Raw genomic sequence first — 12,903 nt, 5'->3', positions numbered from 1 at the left:
TCATGAGCTGGATCGCCGCCCTGCCGATGTACAACGTAACACCCGCACTCGGCCTCGAATGGCGCGGTTGGCTCGACGACGTGCTGCGCCGGGTCAAGCCCGCCTGCCGCATCGTCGAACCCGACGAGGAACTGCACGGTTTCTGGCGGCGCCCGAATCTGCTGATTTCGCAGACCTGCGGTTATCCGCTGATGCATGGCCTGCACGAGCAGGTCCAGTTGATCGCGACACCCTGCTTCGATGCGCCCGGTTGCGACGGCGCACATTACTCGAGCGTACTGGTCACGCGCGCCGACGCGCGCTTCGACACGCTCGCCTCGTGCCGCGGCACGCGCGCCGCCTACAACCAGGACGATTCGAACAGCGGCATGAACGCGTTTCGGCACGCGGTCGCGCCGCTCGCGCACGCCGGCATGTTCTTCGGCGCGGTGCTGCGCACGGGCTCGCATCTCGACTCGCTGCGCGCGGTCGCCGATAATCGCGCGGACGTCGCCGCGATCGACTGCGTGACCTTCGCCTTCGTTGGCGACGTGCTGCCCGAACTGGCGCGGCGCGTGCGCGCGATCGGCATGACCGCCGCATCGCCGGGCTTGCCGCTGATCGCCGCGGCCAATGTGCCGCGGACCACGATCGCCGCGTTGCGCAACGCGCTGAACGAGACACTCACCGTCCGCCCCGAGCGCGCAAAACGCCTGCGCTTAAGGGGCTTTTCAACGCTCCCGCTCACCGACTACGCGCGCATCCGCGAGCTCGAAAGCCAGGCGCGCGCCGCGGGCTACGCGCGGCTCGGCTGATCGGTACCCTCGCTTACTGACTCGCCTGCTGCACGTCCAGCACCAGCAACTGCGCGCCGTCGGCGACCTGATCGCCGACCGCATACAGCACCTCGGCGATCGTACCGGCCGCCGGCGCGCCGATCGTATGCTCCATCTTCATCGCTTCCATCACGATCAGCGGCGCGCCCTTCTCGACCACCGTGCCCGGCTCGACCAGCACCGCGATCACCTTGCCTGGCATCGGCGCGGTCAAACGGCCTTCGCCATGCTCGGCGTCTGCGGCATGCGCGAGCAGGTTCTGCCATTCGAATGCAAGCGTCTCGCCGAGGCAGAACACGTGGAACCTGTCGCCGTCGACGAACACGCGTCCCGTCGCGCGCGCATCGCCGATCGTGGCGCGCCATGCGTGGTCGCCTGCGCCGACCGACCATGTGAAGTCCTCGCGCACGCCGTCGTGCTCGAGTGTCTGCACGAGCGCTTGCGTTTCACCGTTGCGCGCGAACACGACCGTGAACGGGGCCTCGCTGCCCTCGTTGGCACCGTCGTCGATCATGCGCCAGCCGAGCGTTTGCGTGTAACCGCTATTGAGCCGCCAGTGCGACAGCGCATCCCACGGCGACGCGCCGTGCGCGGTACCGCCCTCACGCGTCAGCAGTGCGGCGCACGCGAGCGCCAGCGCTTCCTTGAACGGTTTCTTCGCCGGCGCGAACAGTGCGTCGTGATGACGCTCGATCAAGCCCGTGTCGAGATCGCCGCTCGCGAACGGTTCGCTCGCGACGATGCGCCGCAGAAACTCGACGTTCGTATGCGGCCCGACGACTTCGCACGCATGCAGCGCACGCGTGAGGCGCGCCAACGCCTCCTCGCGCGTTGCACCGTGGACGATCAACTTGGCGATCATCGGATCGTAGAACGGCGTGATCGTGTCGCCCTCACGCACGCCGCTGTCGATGCGCACAGGAGCCTTGCGGCCCGGCTCGCCGAGTCCGGCCGCGTCGATCGCGAACTCGACGCCTTCGGGCATGCGCAGGTACTTGAGCGTACCCGTGGACGGCAGGAAACCGCGCGCCGGATGCTCGGCGTAGATGCGCGCCTCGATCGCATGGCCGTCGAGCTTCAGATGCTGCTGCGTGAGCGGCAGCGCCTCGCCCGCGGCGACGCGCAACTGCCATTCGACGAGGTCCTGTCCCGTCACCATCTCGGTGACGGGATGCTCGACCTGCAGCCGTGTGTTCATTTCCATGAAATAGAACTCGCCGCCCGGTGTCATGATGAACTCGACCGTGCCCGCGCCGACATAGTTGACCGCGCGCGCGGCGGCCACGGCCGCTTCGCCCATCGCGCGCTTGACCTCCGCGGACAGCCCCGGCGCCGGCGCTTCCTCGAGCACCTTCTGATGACGCCGCTGCACCGAGCAGTCGCGGTCGAACAGATAGACCGCGCCGCCGTGCCGATCGGCAAACACCTGGACTTCGACGTGACGCGGCCGCGTCAGATATTTCTCGATCAGCACGCGATCGTTGCCGAAGCTGCTCGCCGCCTCGCGCTTGCACGACAGCAGCGCGGCCGCGAAGTCCCCGCTACGCTCGACCACGCGCATGCCCTTGCCGCCCCCGCCCGCGCTCGCCTTCAGCAACACCGGATAGCCGATCGCATCCGCCTCGCGCTGCAACAGCTGCGGGTCCTGGTCGTCGCCGTGATAGCCGGGCACGAGCGGCACCGCGGCTGCGTGCATCAGCGCTTTCGCTGCGGCCTTCGAGCCCATCGCGGCGATCGCCTCGACCGGCGGTCCGATAAAGACGATGCCGGCCGCCTCGCACGCATCCGCGAAATCTTCGTTTTCCGAAAGAAAACCGTAGCCCGGATGCACGGCCTGCGCGCCAGCCGCGCGCGCGGCTTCGATGATGCGCTCGATGCGCAGATAGCTTTGCGTCGCCGCCGAGCCGCCGATATGAACCGCTTCGTCGCAGGCAGCAACGTGTTTGGCGTTGGCATCCGCGTCGGAATAGACGGCCACGCTCGCGATGCCGAGCCGCTTGCAAGTCGCGGCGACGCGGCACGCAATCTCACCCCGGTTAGCGATCAGGATCTTGTTGAACATGAGTGTCTCGATGAAATAGGCGCTACGGGGCGATGGTTGTTAGCGGGGCATGTCAGTTGCGCCAGCCCGGCGTGCGTTTTTCGAGGAACGACGCGACGCCTTCGCGGCCTTCGGCACCGGCCCGCGTTTTCGCAATACGTTCGGCCGTGTCCTCGATCAGCGCGTCGCTCAGCTCGCGGCCCGCGATGTCCTGCACGAGCCGCTTGCAGGCGCGCACCGCCTGCGGGCCGTTCGCGCACAAGGTCTGCGCGAGTTGCGCGACCGTTGCATCGAGTTGCTCCGCGCTCACCGCTTCGCTGACCAATCCGAGACGCAATGCGCTCGCGCAGTCGAACGCCTCGGCGGTGACGAAGTAGCGCCGCGACGCCTGCTCGCCGAGCGCGCGAATCACGTAAGGCGCGATCGTCGCGGGAATCAGCCCGAGGCGTGCTTCCGACAGGCAGAAGTGCGCGCTTTCGACCGCAACGACGATGTCGCAAGCGGCAATCAGGCCCATGCCGCCCGCGTACGCGTCGCCGTTCACGCGCGCAATCACCGGCTTGTTGCAGCGATACACCGCCGACAGCATGCCTGCGAGCCGCATTGCATCGGCGCGGTTCTCGTCGTCCGAGTAGCCGGCCATTTTCTTCATCCAGTTCAGGTCGGCGCCCGCGCAGAACGCCTTGCCGTTCGCAGCGAGCACGACCGCGCGCACGTCGTCGCGCGTGTCCAGCGCGGTGAATGCGGCAGTCAGCTCGGCGATCATCGTTTCGTTGAACGCGTTGCGCACCTCCGGACGATTCAGTGTGACCGTCGCGATCGGGCCGGCAACTTCGACCTTCAGCGTTTCGTATTGCATGCCCAGCACTCCTTTTCCTTGCGTGGTCGCCTCGTGACGCCGTGCGCCATCACATTCTGAACACGCCGAAGCGCGTGTCTTCGATCGGCGCATTCATTGCTGCCGACAGGCCGAGACCGAGCACGTCACGGGTTTGCGCGGGGTCGATCACGCCATCGTCCCACAGACGCGCGCTCGCGTAGTACGGATGGCCCTGTTGCTCGTATTGGTCACGAATCGGCTGCTTGAACGCCTCTTCTTCCTCCGCGCTCCAGTTGCCGCCCTTCGCTTCGATACCGTCGCGCCTGACAGTGGCGAGCACCGATGCCGCCTGCTCGCCGCCCATCACCGAGATGCGCGCGTTCGGCCACATCCACAGGAAGCGAGGCGAATACGCGCGGCCGCACATGCCGTAGTTGCCCGCGCCGAACGAGCCGCCGATGATTACCGTGAACTTCGGCACCTTCGCGGTCGCAACGGCCGTCACCATCTTCGCGCCGTTGCGCGCGATGCCTTCGTTTTCATACTTGCGGCCGACCATGAAGCCGGTGATGTTCTGCAGAAACACGAGCGGAATCTTGCGCTGGCAACACAGCTCGATGAAGTGCGTGCCCTTGAGCGCCGACTCCGAAAACAGAATACCGTTGTTCGCGACGATGCCGACCGGGTGCCCCCAGATATGCGCGAAGCCACACACGAGCGTCGTGCCGTAGCGCGCCTTGAATTCATCAAACGCGGAATCGTCGACGATGCGCGCGATCACCTCGCGGATATCGAAAGGCTTGCGCGTGTCGACCGGAATCACCCCGTAGATGCTCTGTGTGTCGTAGCGCGGCGGCTTCGGCTCCTGCAACACGAGCGGCACCGGCTTCACGCGATTCAGATTGCCGACGATGCTGCGCGCGATCCCGAGCGCATGCGCATCGTTCTGCGCGAGATGATCGACGACACCCGACAGACGCGTATGCACGTCGCCGCCGCCGAGGTCTTCGGCGCTGACCACTTCACCGGTCGCGGCTTTGACGAGCGGCGGACCGCCGAGAAAAATCGTCCCCTGGTTCTTCACGATGATCGACTCGTCGCTCATCGCCGGCACATACGCGCCGCCCGCGGTGCACGAACCCATTACGACCGCGATCTGCGGAATGCCTGCCGCCGACAGATTCGCCTGGTTGTAGAAGATGCGGCCGAAGTGATCGCGATCGGGAAACACCTCGTCCTGATTCGGCAGATTCGCGCCGCCCGAGTCGACGAGGTACACGCACGGCAAGCGGTTTTCGCTGGCGATTTCCTGCGCGCGCACATGCTTCTTCACGGTGACCGGATAGTAGGTGCCGCCTTTGACCGTCGCGTCGTTGCAGACGATCACGCACTCCTGCCCCGCGATGCGGCCGATACCGGTGATCACGCCGGCGCCAGGCGCGTCGTCGTTATACATGCCGTACGCGGCGAGCTGCGACAGTTCGAGAAACGGCGTGCCCGGATCGAGCAGATACGCGATCCGCTCGCGCGGCAGCAGTTTGCCGCGGCTCGTGTGCTTGTCGCGCGCGGCCTGGCCGCCGCCTTGCGCGAGCTGCTCGATCTTCGCGCGCAGATCAGCGACGAGCGCTTCGAGCGCCGCAACGTTCGCACGGAAATCGTCCGAGCGCGGGTTCAGTTTTGATTCGATGATCGGCATGACGTCGCTTCTCCAAAGTGCCGCCGATTGATAGGGCTCACGCTCGCTTGCGTCACAGCGTTTCGGCAAACAGCTCCCGGCCGATCAGCATGCGGCGAATCTCGCTCGTGCCCGCGCCGATTTCGTAAAGCTTCGCATCGCGCCACAGACGCCCGACCGGATACTCGTTGATATAGCCATTGCCGCCGAGAATCTGGATCGCCTCGCCGGCCATCCACGTCGCCTTTTCGGCCGTGTACAGAATCACACCCGCGCAGTCCTTGCGCACCTGGCGCACGTGGTCGTTGCCGAGCGTGTCGAGCTGGCGGCCGACCGCGTACAGATACGCGCGGCATGCCTGCAAGGTCGTGTACAGATCGGCGACCTTGCCCTGGATCAGCTGGAACTCACCGATCGACTGGCCGAACTGCTTGCGGTCGTGGATATACGGCACGACCGCGTCCATCACCGCGACCATGATGCCGGTCGGACCGCCCGCGAGCACCGCGCGCTCGTAATCGAGACCGCTCATCAGCACTTTGACGCCGCCGTTCAACTGGCCGAGGATGTTTTCCTCCGGCACTTCGACGTCCTGAAACACGAGTTCGCCGGTGTGCGAGCCGCGCATGCCGAGCTTGTCGAGCTTCTGCGCGACCGAGAAACCCTTCATGCCCTTCTCGACGATGAACGCCGTAATGCCACGCGAATTCGCCTCGGGATCGGTCTTCGCATAGACGACGAGCGTGTCGCAATCGGGGCCGTTGGTGATCCACATCTTGGTGCCGTTGAGCACGTAGCGGTCGCCCTTCTTCTCGGCGCGCAGCTTCATGCTGACCACGTCCGAGCCCGCGTTCGGCTCGCTCATCGCCAGCGCACCGACGTGCTCGCCCGAGACGAGCTTCGGCAGATACTTGCGCTTCTGCGCGTCGGTGCCATTGCGATGAATCTGGTTCACGCACAGGTTCGAATGCGCGCCATACGAAAGGCCCACCGATGCCGACGCGCGCGAGATTTCCTCCATCGCGACCATGTGCGCTGTGTAGCCCATGTTGGCGCCGCCGTACTCTTCGGAGACCGTCATCCCGAGCACGCCGAGATCGCCGAACTTGCGCCATAGGTCCATCGGAAACTGATCGGTGCGATCGATTTCCCCCGCGCGCGGCGCGATTTCTTTGGCGGCGAACGATGCAATGCTGTCGCGCAGCATTTCGATTTCTTCGCCGAGCGGGAACTGCAAACCGGGCAGATTGGGCATTGCGGTGTCTCCTGAGTTCGTGGGCGGCCGTTCATGGAACGCGAAGCGGCGCGCGAAAACATGTCATGGCGCATTTCACGCCAGATTGACGTAACCGTCAATAGGTACTTTTGAGTGTTACTCAGAAATTTCACCGAGCCGCGCCAATCCGCTGATTCGGTGCTACGATCGCGCTCATCGGGCATATGAGCGGCGCACGAACGCCACCTTGAGCCTCAACCCCCATCAAAAATCTGAATCTGACTCATATGACGGTTGCCGAGAAGGCCGGATTACCTGTCTCGCGTCGCCAGCCGGCCGGGCGCAAGTCGCAGCAGCGCGTGAAGGAGATTCTTCAGGCGGGCCGGGACGTGTTCTCCGAAAGGGGCTACGAACGCGCGACGACCGCGGAAATCGCGCAGCGCCTCGGTATTTCCGAAGCGACGGTGTTCAGCTATTTTCGCGGCAAGCGCGAGCTGTGCGCGCGTGTCATCGGCGATTGGTACGACGAGATCATCGACGCGATCGAAGCGGGCCTGCCGCGCGACGGTAACGTGCGCCAGCAGTTTGCGTTCATCGTGCGCATGCATCTGCGGCTGATGCTCGTGAACGGCACCGACCTGTGCGCGCTCGTGCTGTCCGAAGGCCGCGCGCGGCATCACGAACTGGGCGAAGCGCTGACCGAACTGCAGCGCCGCTACACCGCGCCGTTGATGCGCGTGCTCGCGCAAGGCCAGCAAAGCGGCGAGGTTCGTGCCGACGTGCCGCTGCGCCTGTTGCGCTCGATGGTGTTCGGGCCGATGGAGCACGTGCTATGGGACGCGACGCTGACCAACCGTCAGATCGATATCGACGCGACTGCTGATCAGCTGATCGAGGTGCTGTGGGTCGCGCTGACGCCGCCTGACCTAGCGCTGAGTGCGTTGCAGCGCTTTCGCGTGGAAGTGGCCGAAGCGAGCCGTCGTTTCGACGAAGCCAACGCCGCGCGCCGCGAGAAAAACGACTAATCTACGAGCTTTCCCGCCGCAGCCCGAAGGAGAGCCCAAGTGCCCGTAGCGAGAAACGCGAAGGAAAGTAACCCGCCCAGCGCCACCAGGAAAGCGCCGACGAAAGTTCCGTCCCAATCCAGATCTTCCGCACGCATTCGCATCGGCATCGGCGGGTGGACCTACGCGCCGTGGCGCGGGCCGTTTTATCCGGAGAGCCTCACGCAAAGCCGCGAGCTCGAATACGCGAGCCGGCATCTGACATCCATCGAAATCAACGGCACGTTCTATGGTTTGCAGAAACCGGCCAGCTACGAGAAGTGGTATCAGGAAACGCCCGAAGATTTCGTGTTCTCGCTGAAAGCGCCGCGCTACGCGACGAACCGCAAGGTGCTCGCCGAAGCGGGCGAAACGATCGAGCGCTTCTTCGCAAGTGGCGTGCTGCTGCTCAAACAGAAGCTCGGGCCGATCAACTGGCAGTTCGCATCCACCAAGAAGTTCGACCCCGACGATTTCGAAGCCTTTCTGAAGCTGCTGCCCGCAAGCATCGAAGGACAGGCGCTGCGGCATGCGGTCGAGGTTCGTCACGACTCGTTCAGGACACCGGAATTCATCGCGCTCGCGCGTGAGCACAAGGTCGCGGTCGTGCTCGCGGCAGACAGCGAGTATCCGCAGATCGCCGACATCACCGCGCCGTTCGTCTACGCGCGCATCATGGGCACGAGCGACAGCCAGGCCAAAGGCTATTCGACGAAAGCGCTCGGCGCATGGGCCGAGCGCGTGCGTCAGCTCGCCGCCGGCACCACGCCGGACGATCTCGAGACCTGGGCGGAGCCGCCCGCGAACGCCGCCGCGCGCGACGTCTACCTGTATGTGATCAGCGGCTTCAAGGAGCGCAATCCGGCCGCCGCGATGGCGTTGATCCAGAAGCTCTGAATCCGCCGAGCCGCCTAACCGCATGCCGGCAGGCCGGCGCGGGTGTCATAATCGCGCCAGCGCATCCGTGCGCGGTCGCGTAGGCTTTGCTTCAAGCCTCGCCCGAGGCCTCAAGCGCCCCACCCCGCACGGTCCACGTCAAACCCACGCAGCGCCCGCGCCCTCGTCGCGGCGACGCTAGCATAATCAGGCGGCGAGGCCGCCTCACCAACCGATTGCGGAGAACATCTTGAGCGCCCTCGACAACCCCCTGCACGATCAGGAAGTCGGCTCGGCCGACGCCACCCAGGACACCACGCGCATCGACGACGTGCGCATCGGCGCGGTTCGTCCGCTGATTTCCCCGGCACTGCTACAGGACGAACTGCCGGTGCCGCCCACGGTGCAGACGCTGGTCGAGAAGACCCGCGTCGAAATCGCCGACATTCTCCACGGCCGCGACGATCGGCTCGTGCTGATCACCGGCCCCTGCTCGATCCACGATCACGATCAGGCGATCGAATACGCGCGCAAGCTGAAGACCGCCGCCGATCACTACAAGGACGACCTGCTGATCGTGATGCGCGTGTACTTCGAGAAGCCACGCACGACGGTGGGCTGGAAAGGCTATATCAACGACCCGCGGCTGGATGGCAGCTTCCGTATCAACGAAGGCTTGCGTCTCGCGCGGCAGTTGCTGCTCGACATCAACGGTCTGGGCTTGCCGACCGCGACCGAATTCCTCGACCTGCTGAGTCCGCAATACATCGCCGATCTGATCGCGTGGGGTGCGATCGGCGCGCGCACGACCGAGAGCCAGAGTCATCGGCAGCTCGCATCGGGGTTGAGCTGCCCGATCGGCTTCAAGAACGGCACCGACGGCGGCGTGCAGATCGCCGCCGACGCGATCGTCGCGGCGCGCGCTAGCCACGCGTTCATGGGCATGACGAAAATGGGCATGGCCGCGATCTTCGAAACGCGCGGCAACGATGACGCGCACGTAATTCTGCGCGGCGGCAAGAAAGGGCCGAACTACGACAGCGCGTCAGTGCAGGCGACGTGCGAAGCACTGCGTTCAGCAGGTCTGCGCGAGCAGGTGATGATCGACTGCTCGCATGCGAACTCGAACAAGTCGCACCTTAGGCAAATCGAGGTCGCGGACGATATCGCGCGGCAACTGTCGGCGCGTGAGCACCGCATCATCGGCGTGATGCTCGAAAGTCATCTGGAAGAGGGCCGTCAGGATCTGAAGGCCGGTGTGCCGTTACGTTACGGCGTATCGATCACGGATGCCTGCGTAAGCTGGGCACAAACCGAACCGGTGCTCGCCACGCTCGCGGCGGCAACCCGCACGCGTCGCGCGGGCTGACAGCGCAACGCACGGACCACGGACCGCGATTCGGCGGCGGGTCCGCTCGCGACCCGATCGAAACCGATCGAGCCCGGGAACGCCCGGCCCAAAGTGCCAGGCACACGCGCCGCGCCAGCCTCCGGGCGAACCGCCTGGCCGGGTTGGGCAGCGCGTGAACCTCACGCCCGACGCACCACCCAGGCGCGCGCCTCACAGCAGGGCTGCGGAGCGCACCAGGAATGCTCCAGCGTGAAGCGCGTAACTTACGACGCGTTGACGGCTTCCTTGAACGCCTTGCCTGCGGTGAACTTCACCGTCTTGGCCGCGGCGATCTGGATCTCTTCGCCCGTCGACGGGTTGCGGCCCACGCGTGCTGCGCGCGCGCCGGTCGAGAACGAACCGAAACCGACCAGTTGCACCGTATCGCCGCTCACCACGGCCTTGGTCACTGCCTCGACGATCGCGTCGATGGTCTGGCCGGTTGCCGCTTTGCTTTCGCCCGTCGTTGCGGCGACTGCATCAATCAGTTCCTGTTTGTTCATAGCACTTCCCGTATGGTAATCATGGAATCGGCGCCCTTCTGAGGCGCCGGGACCGACACACTAACGCATAGGCGCACTTTCGCGCAAACCCTTGGTGTAAGGCTTGTATCAACGCCGGGGCGGCGATTTGACGTTTTTCCGCTCCAAACTGCCATAAGAATCGCGGGCTTATGCGCGCGCACCGCCTCGTGCGCCATCCTCGAGCATCACAATCCGTTGCAATTTCAGTGCTTTAGCGCGCGGCCTGCGGACCTGCGCGGGCTTACCCATCACGATAGCCCACCTGGCGAAGCGCGGGCGCGGTGCTTGTGGTCCACGTTGCAAATTAACCATCGGCAAGAAACGAGAATCCGGCACAAACGTCTGGTTCCGGCGTTACGAACGCGTGCCGCCAGGTAGTACTTACCGCCCCTGACTCGTAAGCGCACAGTCGGATTCACAAACCTTTGGTTTTAATGCCCTTCTCCCCATCAGAGCACTCAAGTTAAGCGGCAATCACGCCGATATACACAGCTGCGTTTAGCGCGCAAACGTTAAAGGGATGGCAATGGTTTGGCTTGCGAGATTGAAAAAGATGCTATCGGTCGTCGAAGGCGACCGGGAGCTCATGCATGCGCAGTTGCGTGCGTTCAGCCGCCAGATACCGCTTCTCTACTTCATTCTGCTCGTCAACACGGCGGCGGTCGCGGCGACGCATCTGGGTAGCGCGCCGGACTGGCTGTCCCTGTACATACCCGCGGCGCTCGGCGTGCTGTGCCTGCTTCGCTGCGTGCGCTGGTGGCGCAGGCGCAACCGTACGATGACGGACGCGCAGGCGGTCCGCGAATTGCGCGGCGTGACGTGGCTGGTCGGCCTGTTCGGCGTGGCGTTCACCAGCTGGTCGCTGCTGCTGTTCCCGTACGGCACTGCGTCCCAGCAGGCGCAGGTCGCGTTCTATATGGCGACGACGCTGGTCGGCAGCATGTTCTGCCTGATCCATCTGCGCAAGCCCGCGCTTCTGCTGCTTTGCCTCGTCATCCTCAGTTTCTCCGGGTTCCTCGTATCCAGCGGCTCGTCGGTGTTCTTCGCGATGGCCATCGACATGACGCTGGTCGGCGTCGCGCTCGCGGTGGTCATCCAGCTTTACTGGCGCACGTTCGCGGATGCGGTGAACGCACAACGCGAACTACGGGCGAGCCAGCAAAACACCCAACGGCTCAGCGACGACAACTACCGGCTCGCGAACCTCGACAGTCTGACCGGCCTGCCGAACCGGCGCAGTTTCTTCTCGTCGCTGCACGCGATAGCGGAGCAGGCTCTCGAAACCGGCGGCGGCTTCAACGTCGGGCTCATCGATCTGGACGGCTTCAAGCAGGTCAACGACATCTACGGTCACGCGAGCGGCGATCTCGTGTTGCAGGAAGTCGGCGCGCGACTCCTGTCGATCGCCGAAACGGGCCTGATGTTCGCGCGTCTGGGCGGCGACGAATTCGGGGCGATCGTGCGTCACAAGCTGTCGAACGAAGCGCTGGTCGAGCTGGGGCAGCGTATCTGCCACGCGCTCAGTCAGCCGTATCAGGTCGCCGACAATGTCGCGGAACTGTCGGGCACCATCGGCTGGGCCGCGTTTCCCGAAGCGGGCTCGACGGTCGCGCAGGTATTCGAACGCGCCGATGCCGCGCTTTACGTCGGCAAGGAAAACCGCCGCGGCATGCCGGTGATTTTCTCGACCGAGCACGAAACGCGAATGCGGCGCCTGAGCCTCGTCACCCAGGAGCTGCGCCACGCGGACCTCGAAGCAGAGCTGTTCCTCGAGTTCCAGCCGATCTACGATCTGCTCACGCGCCAGCCGATCGGACTCGAAGCGCTCGGCCGCTGGCACAACGCCCGGCTCGGCATGGTCAGGCCGGAGGAATTCATTCGGATCGCGGAACGTACCGAGCTGATTCTCGGCATCACCGACGTGCTGCTGCGCCGGGCGCTCGCCGAAGTCGCGCAATGGCCGGCCGATCTGTATCTGTCGTTCAACCTGTCCGCGATCGATATCTCGACGTCGGCGCGCGCGCGTCGCCTGATCGACATCGTCGCGGCGAGCGGCGTGTCGCCGCATCGCGTGACGTTCGAAATCACCGAAACCGCGTTGACGCGCGATTTCGAGCAGGCACATAGCGCGATGACGATGCTCAAGCAGGCCGGCTGCCGGATGTCGCTCGACGATTTCGGCACCGGCTATTCGAGCCTCAGCTACGTGCATCGGCTGCCGTTCGACACCATCAAGATCGACCGCAGCTTCGTGACCGACGTCGATACCAACAGCGCGTCGAAGAAGATCGTCAAATCCGTGATCGACCTGTGCCGCAACCTCGGACTCGAATGCGTGGTGGAAGGACTCGAAACGTCGTTGCAGGCCGAGGTCGTGAAGGCGCTCGGCGCGCGCGCGGTGCAAGGCTATCTCTTCAGCCTGCCGATGCGGGCGAGCGCGGTCGGCACGTTTTTGTTGACCACGCTCGCGCAGAGCCGCGCAGCGGAGACGCAGACGTAGCTT

At 64.7% G+C, this 12,903-nt stretch carries 10 protein-coding genes; 5 read left to right on the top strand and 5 right to left on the bottom strand.

Annotation, left to right across the window (positions count from 1 at the left end):
• The first annotated feature begins 2 nt into the window (after nt 1–2).
• Nucleotides 3–794 (top strand): phosphate/phosphite/phosphonate ABC transporter substrate-binding protein, encoded by a 792-nt coding sequence (locus L0U81_RS19560; protein ID WP_233805167.1) that lies wholly within the window; start codon nt 3–5, stop codon nt 792–794.
• Nucleotides 795–807: 13 nt separating this feature from the next.
• On the opposite strand, the gene L0U81_RS19555 is transcribed toward L0U81_RS19560, so the two are convergent.
• The 4 genes from L0U81_RS19555 to L0U81_RS19540 are packed head-to-tail and all read right to left on the bottom strand — an operon-like array spanning nt 808 to nt 6,606.
• Nucleotides 808–2,877, bottom strand: coding sequence for an acetyl/propionyl/methylcrotonyl-CoA carboxylase subunit alpha (locus L0U81_RS19555; RefSeq protein WP_233805166.1), 2,070 nt, complete (start codon nt 2,875–2,877; stop codon nt 808–810).
• Nucleotides 2,878–2,929: 52 nt separating this feature from the next.
• The gene (locus tag L0U81_RS19550) at nt 2,930–3,715 is read right to left on the bottom strand and encodes an enoyl-CoA hydratase/isomerase family protein (RefSeq protein ID WP_233805165.1); all 786 of its coding nucleotides are present in this window, start codon (nt 3,713–3,715) and stop codon (nt 2,930–2,932) included.
• A gap of 49 nt (nt 3,716–3,764) precedes the next feature.
• Nucleotides 3,765–5,372, bottom strand: a complete 1,608-nt coding sequence (locus tag L0U81_RS19545; RefSeq protein ID WP_233805164.1) for a carboxyl transferase domain-containing protein — start codon at nt 5,370–5,372, stop codon at nt 3,765–3,767.
• Between the two features lie 52 nt (nt 5,373–5,424).
• Entirely contained in the window at nt 5,425–6,606 is a 1,182-nt protein-coding gene (locus L0U81_RS19540; protein ID WP_233805163.1) for an isovaleryl-CoA dehydrogenase, read from the bottom strand.
• Nucleotides 6,607–6,854: 248 nt separating this feature from the next.
• Here L0U81_RS19540 and L0U81_RS19535 point away from each other — a divergent pair, with 248 nt between their 5' ends.
• The 3 genes from L0U81_RS19535 to L0U81_RS19525 all read left to right on the top strand — a co-directional run bounded on the left by L0U81_RS19535 (nt 6,855) and on the right by L0U81_RS19525 (nt 9,855).
• Entirely contained in the window at nt 6,855–7,592 is a 738-nt protein-coding gene (locus L0U81_RS19535) for a TetR/AcrR family transcriptional regulator (protein WP_233805162.1), read from the top strand.
• Between the two features lie 39 nt (nt 7,593–7,631).
• Nucleotides 7,632–8,507, top strand: a complete 876-nt coding sequence (locus L0U81_RS19530; protein WP_442793435.1) for a DUF72 domain-containing protein — start codon at nt 7,632–7,634, stop codon at nt 8,505–8,507.
• Nucleotides 8,508–8,736: 229 nt separating this feature from the next.
• Complete coding sequence (locus tag L0U81_RS19525) at nt 8,737–9,855, top strand: 3-deoxy-7-phosphoheptulonate synthase (protein WP_326489843.1); 1,119 nt, start codon at nt 8,737–8,739, stop codon at nt 9,853–9,855.
• A 245-nt stretch (nt 9,856–10,100) separates the two neighbouring features.
• On the opposite strand, the gene L0U81_RS19520 is transcribed toward L0U81_RS19525, so the two are convergent.
• A complete protein-coding gene (locus tag L0U81_RS19520) occupies nt 10,101–10,379 on the bottom strand; it encodes an HU family DNA-binding protein (RefSeq protein WP_008917296.1) in 279 nt (92 codons plus the stop codon).
• Nucleotides 10,380–10,926: 547 nt separating this feature from the next.
• Between L0U81_RS19520 and L0U81_RS19515 the strand changes: the two genes are divergently transcribed.
• On the top strand, nt 10,927–12,900 hold the full coding sequence (locus L0U81_RS19515; RefSeq protein ID WP_233807849.1) for a putative bifunctional diguanylate cyclase/phosphodiesterase: 1,974 nt from the start codon (nt 10,927–10,929) through the stop codon (nt 12,898–12,900).
• Nucleotides 12,901–12,903 lie beyond the last annotated feature (3 nt).

The sequence above is a fragment of the Paraburkholderia sp. HP33-1 genome (assembly GCF_021390595.1).
Classification (GTDB): domain Bacteria; phylum Pseudomonadota; class Gammaproteobacteria; order Burkholderiales; family Burkholderiaceae; genus Paraburkholderia.
Note: the sequence above shows the minus strand (reverse complement) of the source record. Positions and strands in the feature narration are given on the sequence as shown.